22 protein-coding genes are annotated in these 23,099 nt (G+C 49.6%); 8 read left to right on the top strand and 14 right to left on the bottom strand.

Features of this window, described 5'->3' with window-relative positions; genetic code table 11:
• Nucleotides 1-15: 15 nt before the first annotated feature.
• Entirely contained in the window at nt 16-3,726 is a 3,711-nt protein-coding gene (metH, locus tag XMM312_RS09025) for a methionine synthase (protein ID WP_371731444.1), read from the top strand.
• 555 nt (nt 3,727-4,281) lie between these two features.
• A complete protein-coding gene (locus XMM312_RS09020) occupies nt 4,282-6,504 on the top strand; it encodes an NADP-dependent isocitrate dehydrogenase (RefSeq protein WP_173481586.1) in 2,223 nt (740 codons plus the stop codon).
• A gap of 218 nt (nt 6,505-6,722) precedes the next feature.
• Here the strand turns inward: XMM312_RS09020 and XMM312_RS09015 are convergent, their stop codons facing one another.
• Together XMM312_RS09015 and XMM312_RS09010 are read right to left on the bottom strand one after the other, a co-directional pair.
• Nucleotides 6,723-7,580 carry a DMT family transporter gene (locus tag XMM312_RS09015; RefSeq protein WP_173484295.1) on the bottom strand — a complete coding sequence of 286 codons (858 nt, stop codon included), beginning with the start codon at nt 7,578-7,580 and terminating at the stop codon, nt 6,723-6,725.
• A complete protein-coding gene (locus tag XMM312_RS09010; RefSeq protein ID WP_371743484.1) occupies nt 7,577-10,483 on the bottom strand; it encodes an insulinase family protein in 2,907 nt (968 codons plus the stop codon). The genes XMM312_RS09015 and XMM312_RS09010 overlap by 4 nt, the downstream gene beginning before the upstream one ends.
• 240 nt (nt 10,484-10,723) lie before the next feature.
• On the opposite strand from XMM312_RS09010, the gene XMM312_RS09005 reads away from it, so the two are divergent.
• The 5 genes from XMM312_RS09005 to XMM312_RS08985 all read left to right on the top strand — a co-directional run bounded on the left by XMM312_RS09005 (nt 10,724) and on the right by XMM312_RS08985 (nt 13,228).
• Nucleotides 10,724-11,404 carry a Bax inhibitor-1/YccA family protein gene (locus XMM312_RS09005; RefSeq protein WP_173481588.1) on the top strand — a complete coding sequence of 227 codons (681 nt, stop codon included), beginning with the start codon at nt 10,724-10,726 and terminating at the stop codon, nt 11,402-11,404.
• A gap of 433 nt (nt 11,405-11,837) precedes the next feature.
• The gene (gene tusD, locus XMM312_RS09000; RefSeq protein ID WP_173481589.1) at nt 11,838-12,236 is read left to right on the top strand and encodes a sulfurtransferase complex subunit TusD; all 399 of its coding nucleotides are present in this window, start codon (nt 11,838-11,840) and stop codon (nt 12,234-12,236) included.
• Nucleotides 12,233-12,589 (top strand): sulfurtransferase complex subunit TusC, encoded by a 357-nt coding sequence (gene tusC, locus XMM312_RS08995; RefSeq protein ID WP_173481590.1) that lies wholly within the window; start codon nt 12,233-12,235, stop codon nt 12,587-12,589. Before tusD ends, tusC begins: the two co-directional genes overlap by 4 nt.
• On the top strand, nt 12,582-12,887 hold the full coding sequence (gene tusB, locus XMM312_RS08990) for a sulfurtransferase complex subunit TusB (RefSeq protein WP_173481591.1): 306 nt from the start codon (nt 12,582-12,584) through the stop codon (nt 12,885-12,887). The genes tusC and tusB overlap by 8 nt, the downstream gene beginning before the upstream one ends.
• Nucleotides 12,887-13,228, top strand: coding sequence for a TusE/DsrC/DsvC family sulfur relay protein (locus XMM312_RS08985; RefSeq protein ID WP_173481592.1), 342 nt, complete (start codon nt 12,887-12,889; stop codon nt 13,226-13,228). Before tusB ends, XMM312_RS08985 begins: the two co-directional genes overlap by 1 nt.
• 5 nt (nt 13,229-13,233) lie before the next feature.
• On the opposite strand, the gene XMM312_RS08980 is transcribed toward XMM312_RS08985, so the two are convergent.
• The 12 genes from XMM312_RS08980 to XMM312_RS08925 all read right to left on the bottom strand — a co-directional run bounded on the left by XMM312_RS08980 (nt 13,234) and on the right by XMM312_RS08925 (nt 22,358).
• Nucleotides 13,234-14,013, bottom strand: coding sequence for a TatD family hydrolase (locus tag XMM312_RS08980; protein ID WP_173483195.1), 780 nt, complete (start codon nt 14,011-14,013; stop codon nt 13,234-13,236).
• Between the two features lie 27 nt (nt 14,014-14,040).
• The gene (locus XMM312_RS08975; RefSeq protein WP_173481594.1) at nt 14,041-14,394 is read right to left on the bottom strand and encodes a PilZ domain-containing protein; all 354 of its coding nucleotides are present in this window, start codon (nt 14,392-14,394) and stop codon (nt 14,041-14,043) included.
• Entirely contained in the window at nt 14,394-15,380 is a 987-nt protein-coding gene (locus XMM312_RS08970; protein ID WP_173483196.1) for a DNA polymerase III subunit delta', read from the bottom strand. The genes XMM312_RS08975 and XMM312_RS08970 overlap by 1 nt, the downstream gene beginning before the upstream one ends.
• Nucleotides 15,377-16,003, bottom strand: coding sequence for a dTMP kinase (gene tmk / locus XMM312_RS08965; RefSeq protein ID WP_173483197.1), 627 nt, complete (start codon nt 16,001-16,003; stop codon nt 15,377-15,379). The genes XMM312_RS08970 and tmk overlap by 4 nt, the downstream gene beginning before the upstream one ends.
• Nucleotides 16,003-17,040 (bottom strand): endolytic transglycosylase MltG, encoded by a 1,038-nt coding sequence (mltG, locus tag XMM312_RS08960; RefSeq protein ID WP_173484296.1) that lies wholly within the window; start codon nt 17,038-17,040, stop codon nt 16,003-16,005. The genes tmk and mltG overlap by 1 nt, the downstream gene beginning before the upstream one ends.
• A 67-nt stretch (nt 17,041-17,107) precedes the next feature.
• Entirely contained in the window at nt 17,108-18,346 is a 1,239-nt protein-coding gene (gene fabF, locus XMM312_RS08955) for a beta-ketoacyl-ACP synthase II (RefSeq protein ID WP_173481598.1), read from the bottom strand.
• Nucleotides 18,347-18,428: 82 nt separating this feature from the next.
• Nucleotides 18,429-18,662, bottom strand: a complete 234-nt coding sequence (gene acpP / locus XMM312_RS08950; RefSeq protein ID WP_173481599.1) for an acyl carrier protein — start codon at nt 18,660-18,662, stop codon at nt 18,429-18,431.
• A 175-nt stretch (nt 18,663-18,837) separates the two neighbouring features.
• Entirely contained in the window at nt 18,838-19,581 is a 744-nt protein-coding gene (gene fabG / locus XMM312_RS08945) for a 3-oxoacyl-ACP reductase FabG (RefSeq protein ID WP_173481600.1), read from the bottom strand.
• 10 nt (nt 19,582-19,591) lie between these two features.
• Nucleotides 19,592-20,533, bottom strand: a complete 942-nt coding sequence (gene fabD / locus XMM312_RS08940) for an ACP S-malonyltransferase (RefSeq protein ID WP_173483198.1) — start codon at nt 20,531-20,533, stop codon at nt 19,592-19,594.
• Nucleotides 20,534-20,616: 83 nt separating this feature from the next.
• A complete protein-coding gene (plsX, locus tag XMM312_RS08935; protein WP_173483199.1) occupies nt 20,617-21,630 on the bottom strand; it encodes a phosphate acyltransferase PlsX in 1,014 nt (337 codons plus the stop codon).
• A 9-nt stretch (nt 21,631-21,639) separates the two neighbouring features.
• Nucleotides 21,640-21,819: a 50S ribosomal protein L32 gene (rpmF, locus tag XMM312_RS08930; protein WP_173481603.1), complete on the bottom strand. Its 180-nt coding sequence runs from the start codon at nt 21,817-21,819 to the stop codon at nt 21,640-21,642.
• Nucleotides 21,820-21,851: 32 nt separating this feature from the next.
• On the bottom strand, nt 21,852-22,358 hold the full coding sequence (locus XMM312_RS08925) for a YceD family protein (RefSeq protein ID WP_173481604.1): 507 nt from the start codon (nt 22,356-22,358) through the stop codon (nt 21,852-21,854).
• Between the two features lie 130 nt (nt 22,359-22,488).
• Here XMM312_RS08925 and XMM312_RS08920 point away from each other — a divergent pair, with 130 nt between their 5' ends.
• A complete protein-coding gene (locus tag XMM312_RS08920; RefSeq protein WP_173481605.1) occupies nt 22,489-23,085 on the top strand; it encodes a nucleoside triphosphate pyrophosphatase in 597 nt (198 codons plus the stop codon).
• Nucleotides 23,086-23,099: the final 14 nt, after the last annotated feature.

The raw sequence follows: 23,099 nt of genomic DNA, 5'->3' as shown, positions 1-23,099 counted from the left end.
AAAAGGCGTGACAGCGTGCGTGACTATTCTGCAACCGATCAACTACTAAAACAGCTACTCAAAGAGCGCATCCTCATTCTGGATGGTGGCATGGGTACGATGATCCAAGGGTACAAGCTAGAAGAAGCCGACTACCGTGGTGAGCGCTTTGCAGATTGGCACTGTGACGTCAAAGGTAACAATGATCTATTGGTGTTAACACAGCCCAAGATTATCGAAGATATTCACTACGAGTACCTCAAAGCGGGCGCCGACATTATTGAAACCAACTCATTCAACGCGACCACCATCGCGATGGCCGACTATGAGATGGAATCGATCAACCACGAGATCAATGTCGAAGCGGCTAAAGTGGCACGTCGTGCTGCAGATCGTATGACGGCCGAGACACCAGACCGCCCTCGTTTTGTTGCAGGTGTACTTGGCCCGACCAACCGCACCGCTACCATTTCACCCGATGTAAACGATCCCGGTTTTCGTAACATCACCTTTGATCAACTGGTTGAAGCGTACACCGAGTCGCTTGATGGTTTGATCACCGGTGGTGCAGACCTGATTCTGATCGAAACCATCTTCGATACCTTGAACGCTAAAGCGGCCGTTTTTGCCTGTGAGCAGTACTTTGACGATCACAATCTAAGACTCCCATTGATGATCAGTGGCACCATCACTGACGCTTCAGGCCGCACGCTCTCTGGCCAAACGACCGAGGCGTTCTGGAACTCTCTTCGTCACGCTAAACCACTCACCATCGGTTTGAACTGTGCCCTAGGCCCTAAAGAGTTACGCCAGTACGTTGAGGAGCTCTCTCGTATAGCGGATACCTATGTCTCTGTTCACCCTAACGCGGGTCTACCCAACGCCTTTGGTGAATATGATGAATCGCCTGAAGAGATGCTGAGCGAAATTGCCGAATGGGTCGACTCTGGCTTCGTCAATGTGGTGGGTGGCTGTTGTGGCACAACCCCAGATCATATACGCGTCATTCGCGAAGGGATCATCTCTAAAGCGCCACGTCAGATTCCAGATCTACCGATAGAGTGTCGCCTAGCCGGCCTAGAGCCTCTAAACATTGGAGCTGAGACTCTGTTCGTTAACGTCGGTGAACGGACCAACGTCACCGGCTCTGCTCGTTTCCGCCGACTCATTAAAGAGGGTGACTACGAGACAGCACTAGAGGTCGCTCGTCAGCAGGTAGATAACGGTGCACAGATCATCGACATCAATATGGATGAGGGGATGCTGGATGCCGAAGCGGCCATGATTCGCTTCCTCAATCTGATTGCATCCGAGCCAGATATCTCACGTGTGCCGATCATGCTCGACTCCTCTAAATGGGAGATCATCGAAGAGGGTCTAAAACGCATACAAGGTAAAGGCGTTGTTAACTCCATCTCACTCAAAGAGGGTGAAGAGAAGTTCATAGCTCAAGCCAAGCTGATTCGTCGCTACGGTGCTGCGGTGGTCGTGATGGCCTTTGATGAAGTGGGTCAAGCCGACACCTATGAGCGCAAGATTGAGATCTGTGAGCGCTCTTATCGCGTGCTGGTCGATACCGTAGGCTTCCCACCTGAAGATATCATTTTTGATCCGAACATCTTTGCCATTGCTACCGGCATCGAAGAGCACGACAACTACGCAGTCGACTTTATTGAGGCGACTGGTTGGATCAAAAAGAACCTACCGCACGCTATGATCTCGGGCGGTGTCTCCAACGTCTCGTTCTCGTTCCGTGGTAACGACAAGGTCCGCGAAGCGATCCACTGTGTATTCCTCTACCACGCCATCAAACAGGGCATGGACATGGGTATCGTCAATGCGGGTCAGTTGGCGATCTATGACGACCTACCTGAAGCGCTGCGTGAGCATGTTGAAGATATCGTACTTAACCGTCGCGAAGACGGTACCGAGCGAATGCTCGAGCACGCTGAACAGTATCGAGGTGATGCGGCCACTCAAGCGAACGGGGCTGATTTGGCATGGCGTGAACTGCCTGTCCAAGAGCGCCTATCGCACGCCCTAGTCAAAGGCATTGCCGATTACATCGATGAAGATACCGAAGAGTGTCGTCACCTGTACGATCGTCCACTGCACGTCATCGAAGGTCCATTAATGGATGGTATGGGCGTTGTAGGTGATCTGTTTGGCGCCGGTAAGATGTTCCTGCCTCAGGTGGTGAAATCGGCCCGCGTTATGAAGAAAGCGGTTGCCTATCTGATGCCTTACATTGAGGCGGAGAAAGATGGCAGCGAGTCGAGTTCAGCCGGCAAAGTGATCATGGCGACCGTAAAAGGTGACGTGCACGACATCGGTAAGAATATCGTTGGGGTGGTACTGCAGTGTAACAACTTTGAGATCATCGACCTCGGTGTCATGGTCCCTGCAGAGACCATTCTGAAAACAGCCCGCGAAGAGAACGCCGATATTATAGGTCTGTCTGGACTGATCACACCGTCACTGGATGAGATGGTGCATGTTGCTAAAGAGATGCAGCGCCAAGGCTTTGACATACCGCTGTTGATCGGTGGCGCAACCACGTCAAAAGCACACACTGCAGTTAAGATTGAACCTAGCTACCAGAACAACCAAGTGGTGCACGTAACCAACGCATCACGTTCGGTCGGTGTTGCCTCTGCCCTACTCTCGAAAGAGCGTAAAGAGCAGTTCATTGCCGACACTCGTGAAGAGTACCAGGCGGTTCGTGAGCGTCACCTGGCCCGTCAAAATGAGCAGCGTCGCGTCAACATCGATGCGGCTCGTGCGAATGCAGAACCGGTAAACTGGGAAGGCTACCTACCGCCAGTACCCAACAAACCTGGCATCCACACCCTCAATAATATTCCACTGGAATCACTGCTTGAGTTCATTGACTGGACGCCGTTCTTCCAATCTTGGGAGCTGGCCGGCAAATACCCTCGCATCCTGACCGATGAGATTGTTGGCGAACAGGCAACTAAACTGTTTGAAGATGCCAAATCGATGCTAAATAAGATTGTTTCGGAAAAACTGTTAGAGGCACGCGCTGTCGTTGGGCTATTCCCAGCTAACCGCGTCGGTGATGACATCGAACTCTACAAGGACGAGAGTCGGACTGAGCTATTAACGACGGTTCACCACTTACGTCAGCAGACGCAAAAGATTGAAGGTCGATACAACCACTGTCTGTCGGACTACATTACGAGTAAAGAGAGTGGTACACCGGACTATCTAGGCGCCTTTGCCGTCACGGCGGGCATTGGTGTTGACGAGATGGTGGCCGAGTTCGAAAAAGACCATGACGACTACCAGTCGATTATGGTTAAAGCCCTAGCTGACCGTCTTGCCGAAGCGCTTGCCGAGAAACTCCACGCAGATGTCCGCAGGGATTATTGGGGCTATGCTTCTGAAGAGTCTCTCGATAACGAAGCGTTGATTCGCGAAGAGTATGTTGGCATTCGCCCAGCACCTGGCTACCCAGCCTGCCCTGACCACACCGAAAAAGGGTTACTGTGGGAGCTTCTGGATGTCGAGCAGCAGGTCGGCATGACGCTGACTGATAGCTTTGCCATGCTACCCACCGCCGCTGTCAGCGGATGGTACTTCAGCCACCCTGAGGCGAAGTACTTTGGTGTTGCCAAGATCAGCGAAGACCAGGTAGAGGACTACGCTCATCGTAAAGGGATGGAGTTGTCAGAAGCTGAGCGCTGGTTGGCACCGAATCTAGGGTATGAGCCGGAGTCGTTGTAAAAGCACGTGATTTGAATGCGGTGACAGGCTGAAGGCCTGTCACCCGTACCTTGATCGGCACCATTATGATTATTCGCGGTTTTTCGCTTCGCTCAAATTCGCTCCTACAACACTGCCTTGTAGATAATCTGCTACAAAACCCGATTGTAGGATCGAATCCCCCGAAGGGGAAACCGCGAACCTAAGGCCTCTCAACGTTGTGATGAACTTACACCAAAGTGCCCGTGACTGGCTTTAGCCTGTCATCGGCATCACCAGCGTTTTCCAGAACCTCTGCGAACACCAGACAGCGGATGACAGGCTAAAGCCAGTCACCCGGTCTTAGCAAAACCTCTGGATAAACCACGCCAAACCACCTTATAACTTTCCCGACTTAACTTGATCCAAATCGACCTAGCACTCCTACACCTTAAGTCTTAGTCCCGCTCTGTAAAATAACTACACACCCCAGTATAATGCGCGCTGCGAAACTATCACCGCAGATTCCGAAGGAAATAAATTGAGGTCACAAACTTCAATTTGATGGAATCCTACCGTTAACATTTGGGGACTAGAATGGCTAAAAAACCAAGTACCATCGTCTACACACTCACTGACGAAGCACCAGCACTTGCGACAGCATCACTACTACCGATCGTACGTAAGTTTGCTAAAACCGCAGACATTAATGTTGAACTCTGCGACATCTCACTAGCAGGACGTATCCTCTCCTCTTTCCCCGAGTACCTTAACGATCAACAGAAGGTTGAAGACGGTCTAGCACAACTAGGTAACATGACCTCTGATCCAAACCTTAACCTGATCAAACTACCAAACATCTCAGCCTCTGTACCTCAGTTGAAAGCTGCAATTGCTGAACTTCAGGGCCAGGGCTACCACGTACCTGAATTCCCAGATGAGCCACGTAACGACAAAGAGATCGAGATCCGTGATCGTTACTCTAAGATTCTAGGTTCCGCTGTTAACCCTGTACTACGTCAGGGTAACTCAGACCGTCGTGCTCCAGCGGCTGTTAAAGCCTTTGCACGCAAGCACCCACACAGCATGGGGCAATGGAGCAAAGCGTCACGTACGCACGCTGACTACATGAACGGCGGCGACTTCTTCTCAAGCGAACAGTCTGTAACGATGGAGAAGGACACTAAGGTCCGTATCGAATTCATCTGTGGCGATGGCAACATCACTGTTAAGAAAGAGCTAGACCTTCAGAAAGGCGAAGTACTTGACGGCATGTTCATGAGCGCTAAAGCGCTACGCAACTTCTTCGAAGAGACACTTCAAGACTGTAAAGAGTCTGGTGTTATGTGGTCACTGCACGTGAAAGCGACCATGATGAAAGTCTCTCACCCAATCGTTTTCGGTCACGCAGTGACTGTCTTCTACAAAGAGGTATGGGACAAGTGGGGCGAGCTGTTTGAAGAGCTAGGTGTTAACCCTAACAACGGTATGGGTAACATTCTTGATAAGCTTGAAACACTGCCTAACTCTAAGCGTGAAGAGATCCTAGAAGATATCCACGCAGCTGCACTGCACCGCCCAGAAATGGCGATGGTTGATTCCGTTAAAGGCATCACTAACCTTCACGTACCTTCAGACGTTATCGTCGACGCCTCTATGCCTGCGATGATCCGTAACTCAGGTAAGATGTGGGGCCCTGACGGCAAGACTAAAGACACTAAAGCGGTCATGCCTGAATCGACTTACGCTCGTATCTACCAGGAGATGATCAACTTCTGTAAAACGCACGGTGCGTTCGATCCAACGACTATGGGTACCGTTCCAAACGTCGGTCTAATGGCGATGAAAGCGGAAGAGTACGGTTCGCACGATAAGACCTTCGAAATGGAAGAGGATGGCATCATGCGCGTCGTTGCTGAAGACGGCACTGTATTGATGGGCCACAAAGTTGAGAAAGGTGATATCTGGCGTGCGTGTCAGACCAAAGATGCTGCGATCCGTGACTGGGTTAAATTGGCTGTGACTCGTTCACGTCAATCAGACACTCCTGCGATCTTCTGGCTAGACGCTGAACGTGCCCACGACCGTGAACTTCGTAAGAAGGTAGAACTCTACCTACAAGAACACGACACTGAAGGTCTAGATCTTCGCATCATGTCTTACGTACGCGCGATGCGCTCTACTTGTGAGCGTCTAATCCGTGGCATGGATACCATCTCTGTTACCGGTAACGTACTTCGTGACTACCTAACCGACCTATTCCCAATCATGGAGCTAGGCACTTCTGCTAAGATGCTATCCGTTGTTCCAATGCTTGCGGGCGGCGGTATGTACGAAACAGGCGCTGGTGGTTCTGCACCTAAGCACGTACAGCAGGTTGTCGAAGAGAACCACCTACGTTGGGACTCTTTAGGTGAATTCCTTGCAATCGGTGTCTCACTAGAAGAGCTAGGCATCAAAGAGAACAAACCACGTGCTAAAGTTCTTGCAGCAGCACTCGATCGTGCAACTGAAACACTACTTGAGCGTGGTAAGTCACCCTCTCGTCGTACTGGTGAACTGGACAACCGCGGAAGCCACTTCTACCTAGGCCTTTACTGGGCACAGGAACTTGCACAGCAGGAAGAAGATAAAGAGCTAGCAGCAACCTTCGCTAAAGTTGCTGAAGATCTAAGCGCTAACGAAGCGAAAATCCTAGAAGAGCTAGCAGCCGTTCAAGGCAACCCAGCGGATCTTCAGGGTTACTACCATGCACCGCTAGACGTTGTAACTAAGGTTATGCGCCCAAGTGAGACTCTAAACAGCATCATCGATGCCTAAGGGTTAGCGTGAATAAAAAAACCGCGGCTTGCCGCGGTTTTTTTGTTGGAGCGATCTTGAAAAGGTCGCGAAAAAAGATCGCCTCATCTTCGATAAGGCTCCAACGTACTGGTGACAGGCTTTAGCCTGTCATCCGCTTTTAAATTACGTGCAGAGCTTGGCAGTAAACTAAAAGAGCGGGTGACAGGCTAAAGCCAGTCACCGGCAATCTGCCCAAACTAGGCTTTCGCTTTCAACGTCATCACCCCACCCAACACAATCAACCCCATACCGGCAATCGTTAAGGTTGCTAGAGTCTCATCCCACAACAACCAACCGACCAGACTGGCTATGATGACTGAGCTGTAGGTGAATGGCCCAAGATAACCAGCGGGGGCGCTATGGTATGCCTTAGTCATTGAGAGTTGCGCCAAGGTCGATAGCGCAGCGATTCCAATGACCCCCGCTAACTCAAACCAACCCAGTGCAACCCAACCCTGCAGTGCAAAGGGCGCACTGAATAGAGACGCAAATAGCGAGAAGTAGAAGACCACCCTGCGAGAGGGTTCTGTATCTTTCATTTTACGCACGAAGATCTTCGCTTGAGCGCCAAGCAATGCACCAGCAAGACCTATCAAAACCGCCAGTTGCAGACCGGCATTGGCTGGATTAAGGACCAGTGCTACCCCAATAAACCCGATCGGCAGGGACCAAAACAGGATGGGGTGGATCTTCTCTTTCAAGAACCAGAGCGCCAGCAGTGGCATGAACAGCGGTGCCGTCTGTTTTAACAGGGCTGCCGTACCTAGTGGAAGATGAGTCCAGCCATAGTAGAGACAGGACATGGCAGAGACACCAACCAGAGCCCTACCCAAATGAAGGTTGATGCGTGAGGTTTTCAGCGAAATCCCCTTCGCACCCAACACCAGTGGCAGCATAATGAGCAGACCAAAAGCGTTTCGTAAGAAGACCAGCTGCGCAACCGAGAGCGCCTCAGCGACGGTTCGAATTAACACACCGGTAGCCACCAAGACCGCTTCTGCAAAAATAACTAACAGAACCCCTTTTAAGAGCTGGTTTGCACCCTGCTCACTCACAATGAGAATCGCTGGTAGTTGTCAGAGAGAGTCTCTGCTGTTTTAGCGCTGGTCACAATCGCTTCATAGCCCTCTTCAGGGTTTGATAGATACTGATTAACCACTCGCTCAATATCACCCAAAGTCACAGCTAACACTCTTGAGCGATACTCCATGCGTTGTTCTGGTGTACGGCCAAAGAGTGCATTCAGGTAGGTCGCTTTGGCTTCGCCTGCCGGTGAACCCGGTTTATCGATCGAACTGATCACACCCAAGATAGCCTCTTCCAACTTCTCAGAATCCGCACCACCGTCAAGCAACCAAGCCACTGATTGATCGAAGTGGTTGATCGTCTCGATGCTGTTGGGATCACGGTAGCTGTAGAAGCGGAATAGCCCGTCACCACTGTCTTGGCTGGCACCTGAACCGTAAGCACCGCCCTGCTCTCGAATGGCACGGTGCAGGTAACCGTTTCGTAGAATCTCACCTGCAACGGTCAACGCGGCGGCATCTGGATGCGCTACGGTGACGGTCCTGAAGACCTTGGCACAGAAGTTAACCTGTGTATTAACGATCCAAGCCTGCTGCTTCACTGGCGCTTCAGCCGATACCTGGAAAGGCTTATCGATCGAGCCAGAGGATAGACGCGCAAACTCTTTTTCAAACTGGCGCAGACAGCTCTCTTTATGCTCTGAATCCGCCACTAATAGCGCTTTAGGGCTAGAGGCCATAATCACTTGGTGAATGCCTCTAAGCTCTTCAGCCAAGGCGTTCAACTGGCTTTCATCACTGGATTGATCAGCCAACTCACGGGCCAATTTAATCGATGGCAAACCTCTAGAGGCGTGAGAGAAACCAGCCCCAGGTGCCAAACCAGCACTGGCGGCCAAAATCGCTAACGAGTGCCCCTGACCGGTAACAGACTGCTCTTTTCGAGACGCGTTCTGATTGAGCAACTCAGCAATACGAGCCGTCTCATTAAAAGGTGCTGAAACCAACATATCGGCCATCAACTCAGAGAGTGCCGCTTGATTAACAACTAACCCTTTGCCAGATAAGGTCAGAATAGCGCGCAGTTGTGTCGCATCATCGGTCGCTGCTCGGGCATTGATAGAAGCAGAGATACCACCACTAATGGCGCTCTCCAATGCCTGGTGCTCTTTGTAGGTTCGGCCAGCACTACCCAATTCCGTTAGACACTGAGTGTAGAGTGGTAGAAGGGTCTGCTGCCTTGCCGTTAGTTCTGGCAGATCAAACAGCAGCTGTTGGTAGACGATGCCATTGGTGCCGGCTGTAAACCAAGTAGTGGAATCATTGACCTGATCACCTACCGGGAAGTGACATTCAACAGGAACATCCTCTAAAGTCACTTTTGGCAGCAGTGAAGGGTCATCGGCTTGGGTTTGACGCTCTTCGAGCTGTTTAGCGAGCGCATCGATCGACTCTAACGCTTCACGACTCAAACTCTGTTTGTATTGGGCCAGACGATCCGCCTCAGCCTGATCTTTACGCTGACTCAATTCGGTATCAGGCCTTAGAGTGAGTAGCACACGGTGCGGGTTATCGAGCAACCAAGTTTTTACTAGATTCGGAATGAACTGAGGGTCTTTAATCTCCTCTCGTAGTTGATCCAGAACAGAGTCAATATTGAGGCTCGCAATGGCATCACCACGGTGAATCGCATTTGATAGGGAGGCTAGGATTAGCGACATACCAAAGGGGTAGTGATCACCAGTAATTTCTCGTTGTTGAAGCTCCAACTGGTGCAGTTGGGCGGCCACAACGGATGGATCAACACCCTGATCAACCACCTCTTGCAGCGTATCCAACACCAGCTGCTCAAACTGCGCCGCTCGCTCAGGCTCACTCCCCTCGATACCACAGAGGAATGACATTTCGCGATTAGAGTCCTCGATACCACAAAGCGGTGAAGGTGCAGCTCCTAAATCTGTTGACTCTAGAGCGGCTCGCAGGGGTGAACTGGAATTATCCAACAGAACGCGTGACAGAAGTTGCCCCTCAAGCTCTGCCTTAAGATCGATCGACGGTTTGGTCAACCAACCAATGACATGATGGGTCTTACCCTCTGTCTCACCCTGATCGAGTGGGTAGGCCTCTTCTACCTTGATCGGGGCAAAGTAACGCTTCTCATCAGGCACACTTAATTCAGAATCGAGTCGTTCAAAACGATTAAACGCCTGCTCTTCAAAGCGACGCTGTAATTCGTCAACGGGAATATCACCAAAGGTCATGACAATGGCATTACTTGGGTGATAGTGGGTCTCATGAAAGGCTTTTAACTGATCGTATGTCAGATCTGGAATATCCGCAGGTTCTCCGCCCGAGTTGTAGTGGTAGGTCGTCGTTGGGAAAAGGTATTTAGAGACGGTTTGCCACAGCACCGATGTGGTTGAGCTCATGGCCCCCTTCATCTCGTTGAATACGACTCCTTTAAAGAGCAGGTCCGACTCTGGATTACCCGCTTCCGCTAGCTCTACACGGTGTCCCTCTTGCGCAAAATCTAATGGGTCGAGACGCGGGAAAAATGCAGCATCAAGATAGACATCCAAGAGATTGAAAAAGTCTTTACGGTTCTGGCTGGCAAAGGGGTACGCAGTCCAATCGCTGCTGGTAAACGCGTTCATGAAGGTATTCAGTGAACGGCGAGTCATCATGAAGAAGGGATCACGAACAGGAAAACGCTCACTACCACAAAGCGCTGTATGTTCGAGGATATGAGCCACCCCGGTTGAATCTTCAGGCATGGTTCTGAAGGCCACTAAGAAGACGTTTTCATCATAATCAGTTGCAAGGTGGAAGTGCTTAGCCCCTGTCGCCTTGTGCTCATACTCGCTCATTTCGATTCCGAGCGAGTTGATCATTTCTGAACGGATAAATTGAAAACTCTCGTGTGCTTGTGCCAAACCCAACAACCCTTTAATAAAAATTTATTGCAGAATTGTACCGGCATTGAATCATTTAAGCATCCACTTCGAACCAATCGATATTACTTAAAAGCCCCATATTTACTGGGGGTTAAGGTTAAAAATCATAACTAAAAACTTGAAATCTTGAGTAAAATGCTCAACATTATAAAGAGCTATAAAACTAAAGCGTTCAGGTTGTAATAAACCGAACCAAACCAGCAACGAGAAGAGGACATTATGGCCACTTACGACAGTATCAACACACAAGCACAGGGTGCCGTACGCGATACCAATAAAATGATTCGCAACACATACATGCTGCTTGCGATGACCATGGTATTCAGTACCGTCACTGCCGTTATCTCTATGGCGATCAACCCACCGTTTATCGTCTACCTAGGAAGCATCATCGTCAGCTTCATTATGCTTTTTGTCATCAACAAGAAGCAGAATACAGCCGCTGCACTTCCATTGACCTTCCTTTTCACAGGTTTAATGGGTTTTGGTCTAGGACCAATCCTTAACTCCTACCTAGCACTACCGAATGGCGGTCAAATTGTAGCGACGGCTCTGGGTATGACTGCTGTAACCTTCTTCGGTCTAACGGGCTACGTCATGTCTAGCCGCCGTGATTTTAGCTTCATGGGTGGATTCCTGGCTGCGGGCTCTATCGTACTGATCGTAGCAATGCTTGCGATGTTCATCCTGCCTCTGTTCGGTGTGGATGTATCAGGCATGCAGCTTGCTTTCTCTGCCGCGGTTGTATTCCTAATGGCAGGTTTCCTTCTGTACGATACAAGCAACATCATCAACGGTACCTACACTAACTACATCATGGCGACGGTGGGTCTCTACCTAAACGTCTACAACTTGTTTGTTCACCTACTGAGCCTAGTGGGTGCGTTTAACGACGACTAATTTGTTGTTTGAGTTTCTTTAAAAATCCCCGCAATAGCGGGGATTTTTTGTTGGAGGCATATCGAAGAGGTGGCGATCTTTTCGGTGGCAGTAATTTGCTCCTGCAATGACTGCATATAGACCATCCCTGGACTTAACTGGCCTTCAGCCTGTCAACCGCAGGTAGGCTTTATTACCAATCTGGAAAACACCGATATAGCAGATGACAGGCTAAAGCCAGTCACTGGTGCCGTTAGCTAAATTCACGTTAATACACATCGCGGCCTTTTCAAGACCGCTCCAACATTGCCAGATTCGAACTTCATGCCAGTCGTCCACGTCCGATCGAGAGTGCCAATGGCCAGCCTTTAGGCTGGGTATTCGCTTTTGATCTTCAATAACAAAACACCCACAAAGATGTGCCTATCAGAAATAAGTTGTTAGAATTCTCACCATGAAATACACCCTCATCATTCAATCCGCGCCGATCGATCATCAGAGCAGCCATACCGCTTTGCGCTTTGCTCGTACGCTTTTGAAGGCGGGTCATAGCATTGAGCGCCTATTTTTTTATGGTGCTGGGGTTCACAATGCGACCAGTCACAGTGTTGCTCCGCAAGATGAGTTAAACCTGCCTGAGCAGTGGCAGCAGTTTGTTACTCAACACTCACTGGATGCTGTTGTCTGCATTGCGGCGGCGGTACGGCGTGGGGTTATTAACTCAGCGGAGAGTAGCCGCTACAGCAAGACGGGTGACAATTTAGCGGACGGCTATGATCTATCGGGTCTGGGGCAGCTAGTCGCCAGTGCGGTGGAATCTGACCGTGTCGTTACCTTTGGGGCTGGTTCATGAAACAGTTTCTTGTGATCACCTCTTCAGCACCTTATGGAAGCGCTCAAGCCCGAGAGGCAACTGACCTTGCTTTGGCTGCCGCTCTGTTTGATCAGAAGGTCTCTCTTCTGTTTCAGGGTGATGGCGTGTTCCAACTGCTACCGGATCAAAACCCAGCAGTGATAGAGCAGAAAAACCTTTCCGCCATGCAGCAGGCGCTTCCGCTCTACGATGTAGAGGATCTCTTCTATTGTGCTGACTCTTTAGAGGAGCGAGGCATTACTCAAGACAAGCTTGCTCTGCCGGCAAAAGCGTTGAGTCGTTCTGAGATCGCACTACTCATTCGCCAACAGGATCATATTTTCCATGTCTAGCTCCAACGACAAGATCAGAGGCACTCTCTACATCGTCAATACACCGCCTAACAGCCCCAACAAGCTTCAGGCATGCCTTGAGCTACTGCAGGCTGATGATCATCTACTTCTTATCGAAAATGGCGTCTACTGGGCTTCTGAAGGCTTAAGCCGTTCATTACAAGAACTCCCCTGCCCCGCGACGGTTTTAGAGTGCGATTGCCAGGCTCGTGGGGTCCTTAGTTCATTACCGACCTGTAGCGATGGTGGGTTTGTCGATCTGACGATTCAGTATCCGCGCTCTGTGAGTTGGTTCTAATGAGTGATCTGCTGGTTAACGGTGTTAGCTACCCATTGGATGCCGAAGGGTACCTAGAAAATTTAACTCAGTGGAATGTTGAGCTGGCTGAGTCCTTTGCAGAGAGCATTGATCTAGAGCTTACAGAAGCTCACTGGGAATTGATTGACCTGATGCGTCAGTTCTATCAAGAGTTTGAACTATCCCCTGCGATGCGTCCGTTCATCAAATACACCACACTGCATCTGGGGGCTGATAAAGGGAAAAGTATCTACCTAATGCAGCTCTTTCCTGGCGAGGGTAGCCCGGTTAAACGTATTGCCCTGATTGCAGGACTGCCTAAACCGGACAACTGTCTGTAGGTTATCTAAACCGCTTTTTTGAACAGGCGGTGGAAGTTAGCCGCTGAACGTTCAGCCACCTCTTCTACTCGTAGCCCTTTAAGATCAGCAACGCACTGTGCGACTTCTGCGACGTAACCTGGTTGGTTCGGTTTACCGCGATAAGGTACAGGCGCTAGATAGGGTGAATCGGTCTCAATGAGGAACTTATCCAATGGAACCGCTTTAACGACCTCGCGAAGATCTGCGGCGTTCTTAAAGGTGATAATGCCTGAGAAAGAGATCATAAAGCCGAGCTCAATTGAGCGCATCGCCATCTCCATCGTCTCTGTAAAACAGTGCATCACCCCAGCAGTCTTTGGATCCGCATGCTCCTGCATCACCTCAAGCGTCTCTTCTCTCGCTTCACGTGTGTGAATGATGACGGGGAGATCCAACTCACTTCCCAGCTTTAAGTGGTTAGCAAAACTCTCTACCTGCTGCTCTTTGGTATCCGTCTTATAGAAGAAATCGAGTCCAGTCTCACCTAAGGCAACGACACGCTGATTAGCCGCAACCGCTTGGCGAATCTGAGCTTCATCCCAAGGACTCTCTTCGACGTGGCATGGGTGAATGCCAACCGAAGCGTAGACATCAGACTGTCCCTCTATCGCCTCCAACATCGCAGGGTAGAGATTCATATCGATACCGACACAGAGCATTTTAGATACACCGCGTTGACGCGCATCATTAAGCAGCTCAGTCAGTGAATCGTTATGTTTGGAGAGATCTAAACGGTCTAAGTGACAATGAGAATCGATGAACATGATTGTAAACTTTGAAAACGATGAAAATTAAATGGTAAGGGTTTGACGGCCCGATTCGTGTGCACCCGCAAGGTAGGTATCAATCTTCTTAAGCAGCTCAGTCTCGTCAGATGAGAGTTGAATGCCAATCCCCGGCACTTTACCGCCCTGCGCATTCTTGGGTGTTTGCCAAACCACTTTGCCGGTGACAGGGATCTTATCAGGCTCGCCCATTAGCGATAGCAGCAGGAAGATCTCTTCGCCTAGCTCGTACTGATCTTTGGTTGGTATAAACAGACCACCACGCTCTAAAAACGGCATGTAAGCACGATAGAGATCCTCTTTCGTATGTATAACGAGACCGAGGATGCCGTGATTTTCTGATTTAACTGTCTCAACCATTACTTAACACTCAACTCTTTCCAATCAAAAAACAGTTTCTCTAATAGTAGCTGCTTATTGGGGTTTAGGTGGCGTTGGATCGCGTTTAATTCAACTTGAACTGACTCATAGAGTTTCAGTACACGGCTTGCATTCGCCTGTTTTGCAACTGAATCCACCATCTTACGCATATCCAAGTTGATACGAGGCTGTTCATCCTGCGCCATCTGAATTCTAACAATATCACCCAACAGAGATTGCCACCAAATTAGAGGCAGACGCAGATCCTCTTTTTGGTATTTCTCTGCCAAGGCGACTGGGCTGACTCGTGCACGCAACAGATCGGCCAAGCCACCCAGAAAATTGGCACGAAGATCAATCGCACCGCCGGACTTCCATTCGTAAGCTGTTAATGGAGCTCCTTGCGCTAACCCCAAGTAACCTTTGGCTTTTTCCGGTGGTAGCTGAAGCTTTTCGGCCAACCAATCGGTCGCCAAACCGGCTTCAGGCAGGCTAAATTCAACTCTTTGACAACGACTACGAATGGTCGGCATCACTTGACCTAACTGGTGAACAATCAACAGAATGAGTGTGTTATTGCCAGGTTCTTCGAGGGTTTTCAACAGAGCATTGGCCGCAGAGATATTCATCTCTTCTGCAGGATCGATGATCAAGACGCGATAACCACCCTGCTGCGCAGTGCCGTGCAAGCGATCAATGGTTTCGCGCACCTGATCAACTTTGATCACCTTGCCGGCCTCTTCAGGTGAAAGGTGAAGCAGATCCGGATGCGTTTCGTGCTGAATCAGCTCACAGGTTTTACACTGACCACAGGGTTCTGAACCCCTAGGGTTATTACAGAGCAAGCGTTTAGCGAGGTGCTCAGCAAACGCACGTTTACCCACCCCTTTATGCCCAGCCAATAGCAGCGCATGAGGTAATTTATTATCAGCGATCAACTGATCAATACGCTGCCAATACTCTGCCTGCCAAGGAAGAATGCTCACAAGGCAACTCCAAACTCACGCAGCACCGCCGCAATTTGGGCTTGAACCTGAGGAATGGAAGGCTCTGCATCAATAATTCGAATGCGTCCGTTTGAAGCCGCTGCACGCTCTAGGTAACGATCGCGTACCCGACCAAAGAAGCTCATCTCCTCTTGTTCGAAGCGATCGAGCGCAGCTCGTGCACGCGCACGGCTCATACCTACCTCAACCGGTAGGTCTAGCAGTAGGGTTAAGTCGGGTTGAAGATCGGACAACACCAACGACTCTAGCTGATCAATAGTCGTTTGATTCATCGCTCGGCCACCACCCTGATAAGCATGAGTCGCATCGATAAAACGATCACAAAGCACCCATTTACCTTCAGCCAAAGCGGGTTTAATGAGGGTCTCAACATGCTGTGCTCGAGCAGCAAAGACAAGAAGGAGTTCTGTCATCTCGGACATCGATTCAGATCGCGGGGTCAAAAGCAGCTCACGAACCTGTTCAGCCAATTCAGTTCCACCCGGTTCACGTGTCACGACCAGATCGATACCCGACGATTCGAGACAGTCTTGAATGTAGTCTAAGTTGGTCGTTTTACCGACCCCTTCACCACCTTCGAGTGTAATGAACTTGCCTTGCATTAGTTGGCCTCTGGTGTAGAACGATAATCTTTGCGACGTTTCAATTGATACTCTCTTACGGCGCGATTGTGTTGCTCTAGTGTATCTGAAAACTGGTGCGAACCGTCACCTTTGGCGACAAAATAGAGCGCCTTACCAGGCTCAGGATTAAGCGCTGCGACAATCGCATCCTCCCCTACCAATGCAATTGGCGTAGGAGGGAGCGCTGGAATTCTATAAGTGTTATAGGGTGTCGACTCTTTTAAATGCTTACGTGTCAGATTGCCCTGATAACGCTCACCTAAGCCATAGATCACGGTTGGATCGGTCTGCAGTCGCATACCCCGATTCAGACGACGAATGAAGACACCCGAGATCTGCCCCCGCTCACTACTCAAACCCGTCTCTTTCTCGATGATAGATGCCAGAATAAGGGCTTTGTAGGAACTCTCAAGCGGCAATGTTATATCACGACTCTGCCAATGCTTATCTAACACATCATTAAGCATTCTGTGTGCACGAAGCAGCAGTTCTTTGTCCGTTGTACCCCGCTCAAAATAGTAGGTCTCGGCTAAAAATAGGCCTTCAGATGAATCGACATTGAGGCCCAGTTCAGTCGACAAACTGGCGGCATCCGTAGCACTCAATGTTTTCTCAAGCAGTTCATTGTCTGCAAGAGAGGCCAGCATCTCTTTAACGGTTGCCCCCTCAATAAGGGTCACTCGATACTGCACAGATCGACCCGATATGAGACGATCAAGCAGGGTCTCTAGGGTATCACCCACCCTTACCTCATACTCGCCGCTGCGCAACTTGGTGAGTTCTGGCTGAAGCTTAAACAGTAACTTAAGTTTGAACGGCTCATCCAACCAGTGACGATCGGATAGCTCTTGAACCAAGCGTGAGGCCGTATAGCCAGTAGGAACCGTCAAGGTGGTTGGTTGCTGGAGCGCTAGACGCTGTTTAGGAAGATCAAGAACGGACTGATATTGGCTCCACCCAACAGAGGCAAGCACCATAAAAAAAGCAACAAATACTATGACTGTTCGTTTTAACAAACCTAAACCCAATGAGTATTAGCAATCAGTATGAGTCGGGGCCGATAGGCACCCGACTCAACGGTCGCTAGATCTTGTTAAAGACGAGTGTACCGTTGGTACCACCAAAGCCAAATGAGTTGGACATAGCGGCAAATAGCTTCGCCTCTTGGGCCGTGTGAGCCACATAGTTAAGGTCACAGCCTTCACTTGGGTTATCCAAGTTGATCGTAGGCGGCGCTACTTGATCACGAAGAGCCAGCACACAGAAGGCTGCTTCGACAGCACCTGCAGCCCCTAATAGGTGACCTATCATAGATTTAGTCGAGCTCATACGGACATCTGAAGCAGCGCTTCCCAACACCGCTTTAGCCGCATTGGATTCCGCAATATCACCCGCCGGAGTCGATGTGCCGTGTGCATTGATGTAGTTGATTTGATCGACGTTCAGACCGGAATCTTTAATCGCATTAGTCATCGACAGAGCAGCACCGGCACCATCCTCTGGTGGTGAAGTCATGTGGTAGGCGTCATCACTCATACCAAAGCCACTCAACTCACAGTAGATCTTCGCACCACGCGCTTTAGCATGCTCATAGGACTCAAGTACCAACATTCCGGCACCATCACCCAGCACAAACCCATCACGATCACGATCCCATGGACGACTTGCTGCTTGTGGATCGTCGTTACGACTCGACAAGGCACGCGCAGCGGCAAAACCACCCAAACCAAGTGGCGTTGTCGCCATCTCAGAGCCACCTGCGATCATCACATCAGCATCACCGTATTGAATCATGCGCATCGCATGACCAATGTTGTGGGTACCGGTTGTACAGGCGGTTGTGATCGCAATATTCGGTCCACGGAAGCCATATTTAATGGCTAGGTTACCGGCGATCATATTGATGATACTGCCAGGAACGAAAAATGGAGAGACTCGACGAGGGCCTGATTTATTCAGTATGTCGTGTGTGTTTTCAATCATTGGTAGACCACCGATGCCGGAGCCAATGGCACAACCAATGCGTGGTGCATTCTCTTCTGAGACTTCAATACCGGAATCTTCAACTGCTTGAATAGCAGCCACCATGCCGTATTGAATGAACAGATCCATCTTACGAGCCTCTTTAGGGTTGAGGTAAGGCTCTAGTTGAAAATCTTTAACAGATGATGAGAAACGTGTGCTGAAAGCCGAAGCATCAAAATGCTCAATTGGGCCTGCACCACTCTTTCCCGCAAGAATATTTGACCAAGTGTCATCGACCGTTTGACCAACAGGTGTTAATAGACCAAGACCTGTGACTACAACTCGATTGCGCGACATCTAAAACTCTCCGATGGGCTAATAAAAGAAAAGCCGCAACTACTCTAGGCAGGTGCGGCTTTTCGAACGTACGTAGAACCGATTACTGGTTAGCGTTAACGTAGTCGATTGCTAGCTGAACTGTAGTGATTTTCTCAGCTTCTTCATCAGGAATTTCAGTTTCGAATTCCTCTTCAAGAGCCATTACTAGTTCAACAGTGTCAAGTGAATCAGCACCGAGGTCTTCTACGAAAGAAGCTTCGTTAGTCACTTCTTCTTCTTTAACACCAAGTTGCTCGGCGATAATTTTCTTAACGCGATCTTCAATATTGCTCATATCGATTCCTATAATGTTTCAACGCCCACTGTATCTATACTGACACTTTGGGAATTTTAGAAAACCGCTGCTTACATAAAAGATAAGCAACAATTGTTAACTGGGTGCAATTATCCGCTATCTGATGGAAATTACAACCTTTTATACGGTAAAAAACCACACCTAAACGGGGGTTTTAACCCATGTACATACCACCGTTGACCTGGATCGTTTCACCGGTCACATAACCGCCAGATTCGCTGCATAAGAAACCAACGACTGCTGCGATCTCTTCAGGCTTACCTAGACGTGACAGTGATATCTGAGACTGCAGCATCTCTTTATGTGCTTCAGGTAGATCAGCCGTCATATCGGTATCGATGAAACCAGGCGCAACACAGTTGACCGTCACGTTACGACTACCTAATTCACGAGCCAATGCACGTGAAAAACCTTCCATACCTGCTTTAGCTGCTGCGTAGTTTGCTTGACCCGCGTTACCCATAGAGGCCACAACAGAGCTGACGCTGACCACACGACCCCAGCGCGCTTTTGTCATGCCGCGTAGAACACCTTTAACCATGCGGTAGACTGACGAAAGATTGGTATTCAGCACAGAATCCCACTCATCATCCTTCATACGCATCATCAGGTTGTCTTTAGTAATACCAGCATTGTTGACCAGAATGGTAACCGCACCGAACTCCTCTTGGATCTGTGCCAGTACCGCATCAACCGACTCTTTATCAGAGACGTTTAGTACATAACCTTTACCCGCATTACCGGCTGCAGCTAAGTATTCAGTGATTGCACTAGCACCACCTTCACTGGTCGCAGTTCCTAGAACGGTAGCGCCCTGTGCAGCGAGGTTCTCTGCGATCGCTTTACCGATACCGCGGGTAGCACCTGTTACTAGCGCAACTTTATTTTCTAAACTCATCTTTTAATCCTTAGCTATTTTGTGCTTCTAGGGCTTTTTCTAGACCCGCAGAATCACCAATATTCAAAACGGTTAATGCGCGATCGACTTTCTTATTCAGACCCGACAGAACTTTACCTGGACCACACTCAACGGTGCGATCAACACCCAGTGCTAACATTGCTTGTACGCTCTCAGTCCAACGCACTGGACTGTACAGCTGCTGCACCAACAGATCACGCAATTCAGCAACATCTTCACAGGTCGATGCATTGACGTTGTGAATGAGTTTAATCGCTGGCAGTGTAATCTCAATCTTTGCCAATGCTTCAGCCAACTTCTCAGCTGCTGGCTGCATCAAAGCACAGTGAGAAGGCACCGATACAGGTAGCTCTACTGCACGTTTAGCACCCGCCTCTTTACAAGCTTCCACACCACGCTCAACCGCTGCTTTCTCACCGGCAATTACGACCTGACCTGGGCAGTTAAAGTTAACAGCAGAGACCACTGCACCTTGAGCGGCTTGCTCACAAGCAGCCACAACAGCCGCGTCATCAAGACCAAGAATTGCCGCCATCGCCCCAGTACCAGCAGGAACCGCAGCCTGCATCAACTCGCCACGAAGGCGAACCAGACGCACACCGTCAGCCAAGGAGATAGCACCAGCACAAACTAGCGCGGAGTATTCACCCAGTGAGTGACCTGCGACAACCGAGGGTGCTTCACCACCCTGCTGTTGCCATAAACGCCACAGAGCGACACTCGAAGTCAGCAGAACGGGTTGTGTATTCTCAGTGCTATTAAGAACCGCTTCAGGCCCCTCTTGAGCAATAGCCCAAAGATCCTGACCTAAGGCTTCAGAAGCCTCTTTAAACGTATCCGTGATAATAGAGTGCTGTGCAGCTAGATCACTCAACATACCGAGTGATTGTGAACCTTGGCCTGGGAAGACCAATGCAAGTGATTGAGACATGTTGTCCTCGATTAACTGTCGGAGATTAACTCCATAAAAATTCCTAATGCGGAGTTTACATCATATGAGGAATATCTGAACCCTTAAGGGGAACTGTTTAGATCCTGAGCAACCTGATCCGCCAACTGGTTAGGCAGATCGGCTTTAAGCATATTCAGAGTGTTTTCTAAAGCCGCCTTAAAGTCATTAGCGTTCGCAGCACCATGACTTTTAACGACCAGACCATTCAAACCTAAAAACAGTGCACCATTTCTTTGACCTGAATCGAGCGATTTAGTCAGGGCTGTCAGCATTGGGCTAGCCAGCCATGCGATGACTTTACTGTAGAGTGAACCTGCAAACACCTGGCGCAGTCGATGAGCTAGCAGCTTAGCGACCCCTTCGCTACTCTTTAGGGCCACGTTACCGACCAGACCATCACAGACGATCAAATCCGCTTCACCAACAAACAGATCAGCGCCTTCAACAAAGCCGATGTAGTTCACCTCTGGAAGTTCCGCTATCTGAGCACTCGCTTCACGAAGCGTCTCGTTGCCCTTGGTCTCTTCAGAGCCTACGTTAAGCAGACCAATTTTTGGATCTCTACCTGTTGTAACCCGCACCAAAGCGCGCCCCAACACAGCAAACTGCTTTAGCATCTCTGGGGATGAGTCTAAGTTAGCGCCCAAATCGACGACCTGACACTCGCCTTTCAAGGTCGGCATAGCTGCAGAGATAGCGGGACGATCGATCCCCTGAATCATTCCCAAGGTGCGTCTCGCAAGGGCCATCAAAGCCCCCGTATTGCCAGCACTCACAACGGCACAGGCCGAACCTGATGCGAGCTGATCCAGAGCTAACTGCATTGAGCTGTCCGAGCCTTCACGCAGAGCGGAAATTACCCTCATATCGGCCGTAATAACCGATGAAGCATGCACAAGGCTTAACTGTGAATTAGCGTCTTTAGGAAGATAGGGAGCGATCTGCTCTTGATCACCCACAAGGGTAATCGATAGATCAGGGTGATCTTTAAGAACTGCGAGGGAGGCCTCAACAGTAATACGGGGACCGAAGTCCCCGCCCATTGCATCAACAGCGATGCAATAACTGTGTTGCACGGCTAAGACTTACTCGTCGCCTTTTGCAACAACCTGACGACCGCGGTAGAAACCGTCAGCTGTCATGTGGTGACGACGGTGAGTCTCACCAGTAGTCTGTTCAACTGAAAGAGTTGGGTTGCTAAGTGCATCGTGTGAACGGCGCATATCGCGACGTGAACGAGACTTTTTGTTCTGCTGTACTGCCATGGTTTTTACTCCTGGATCTTACTTTACTAGCGCTACTTCTTAAGGCTCGCTAGCACACTAAATGGATTCGGTTTTTCAATCTGCTCCGCAGGTATCTCATCTTCGCCGAAGGACATTTTTACTGAACAGTCATCATGATAACAGACGGCTGGTAAACTCAGTATCAACTCTTCTCCGACCAAATCTGCAAGATTTACATCATCCTCTAACAGTAGAGGATCATAGTAACGGGGCAAATTCTTGGCCTGCTCTTCGTTTAACACAACGGCTAAACTGAACTCTGCTTCCAATTGCAATGTCACTGGCTCCAAGCAACGTTGACACTGTTGCTGAACTTCAACGTTCGCTTGTCCGGTCACAGTTCTTAGCTTCTGCTCATCAAGGGCAAAAGCCAGTTCTACATTGACATCACCACAGGGACTGACCAGCAAGGAGCAGAGCTGAGGCATAGATTGCAGTGCAATAGTGCCTGTTAAAACTGCTTCCCGCTCGGCAAGTTTCCGAGGGTCGACTTTTTTCGGAAGAGGGCCGTTCGACATAAGCGCGCAATTCTAGGGATCTGAAGCCCAACTGTAAAGGAATATATGCCATTAATTGAGGATATTTGTTAGGTTAGAGCCTCTTTAGCTAACAAAAGCCCAATCTGCACAAAATCGCAGCGGAATATCGATGAAAAGCCACCAATTACCGATCGTTTTAGCCTCAAGCTCAAAATATCGCCGCGAACTACTGTCTCGCATTTTAAATGAGTTTGAACACGCCTCTCCCGACATCGATGAGACGCCAATAGCCGGTGAGTCTCCAGAGGCTTGTGCGGCTCGTTTAGCCCAACTGAAAGCCAAGGCGTTAGCTAAAGAGTTCCCTGCACACTGGATTATAGGGTCTGATCAACTGGCTACGCTTGACCAGCTGATTCTTGGCAAACCTTTAACCAAAGAGAGAGCGATTACCCAGCTCTCTTTGTGCAGCGGTCGGCGTGTCAGCTTTCTAACCTCTTTGGCGCTTTTCAACAGCCAAACTGAGGAGACTAGAGAGTATCTAGAAGAGGTTGTCGTGACCTTTAGAGAACTGTCAGACGCAGAGATCACAGCTTACATTGATCGCGAGCAACCGCTGGACTGCGCAGGCAGTTTTAAATGCGAGGGGTTAGGTATCACACTGTTTGAGTCGATTGAGAGCAGAGACCCTAATACTCTAATTGGCCTGCCACTGATTGGGTTAAACCATCTATTACTAGAAGCGGGCATCAACCCGCTTCTAAAATAGACGCTATTAGCGAT

The organism is Marinobacterium sp. xm-m-312, from assembly GCF_013283295.1.
GTDB lineage: Bacteria > Pseudomonadota > Gammaproteobacteria > Pseudomonadales > Balneatricaceae > Marinobacterium_E.
This window is presented reverse-complemented; position numbering and strand designations above follow the sequence as displayed.

Bases quoted from the DNA above. Each gene is read 5' to 3' on its own strand.
- XMM312_RS09020 (WP_173481586.1), top strand. From the start codon at position 4,282: ATGGCTAAAAAACCAAGTACCATCGTCTACACACTCACTGACGAAGCA.
- XMM312_RS09005 (WP_173481588.1), top strand. From the start codon at position 10,724: ATGGCCACTTACGACAGTATCAACACACAAGCACAGGGTGCCGTACGC.
- tusD (WP_173481589.1), top strand. From the start codon at position 11,838: ATGAAATACACCCTCATCATTCAATCCGCGCCGATCGATCATCAGAGC.
- tusC (WP_173481590.1), top strand. From the start codon at position 12,233: ATGAAACAGTTTCTTGTGATCACCTCTTCAGCACCTTATGGAAGCGCT.
- tusB (WP_173481591.1), top strand. From the start codon at position 12,582: ATGTCTAGCTCCAACGACAAGATCAGAGGCACTCTCTACATCGTCAAT.
- XMM312_RS08985 (WP_173481592.1), top strand. From the start codon at position 12,887: ATGAGTGATCTGCTGGTTAACGGTGTTAGCTACCCATTGGATGCCGAA.
- XMM312_RS08980 (WP_173483195.1), bottom strand. From the start codon at position 14,013: ATGTTCATCGATTCTCATTGTCACTTAGACCGTTTAGATCTCTCCAAA.
- XMM312_RS08975 (WP_173481594.1), bottom strand. From the start codon at position 14,394: ATGGTTGAGACAGTTAAATCAGAAAATCACGGCATCCTCGGTCTCGTT.
- tmk (WP_173483197.1), bottom strand. From the start codon at position 16,003: ATGCAAGGCAAGTTCATTACACTCGAAGGTGGTGAAGGGGTCGGTAAA.
- fabF (WP_173481598.1), bottom strand. From the start codon at position 18,346: ATGTCGCGCAATCGAGTTGTAGTCACAGGTCTTGGTCTATTAACACCT.
- acpP (WP_173481599.1), bottom strand. From the start codon at position 18,662: ATGAGCAATATTGAAGATCGCGTTAAGAAAATTATCGCCGAGCAACTT.
- fabG (WP_173481600.1), bottom strand. From the start codon at position 19,581: ATGAGTTTAGAAAATAAAGTTGCGCTAGTAACAGGTGCTACCCGCGGT.
- fabD (WP_173483198.1), bottom strand. From the start codon at position 20,533: ATGTCTCAATCACTTGCATTGGTCTTCCCAGGCCAAGGTTCACAATCA.
- rpmF (WP_173481603.1), bottom strand. From the start codon at position 21,819: ATGGCAGTACAGCAGAACAAAAAGTCTCGTTCACGTCGCGATATGCGC.
- XMM312_RS08925 (WP_173481604.1), bottom strand. From the start codon at position 22,358: ATGTCGAACGGCCCTCTTCCGAAAAAAGTCGACCCTCGGAAACTTGCC.
- XMM312_RS08920 (WP_173481605.1), top strand. From the start codon at position 22,489: ATGAAAAGCCACCAATTACCGATCGTTTTAGCCTCAAGCTCAAAATAT.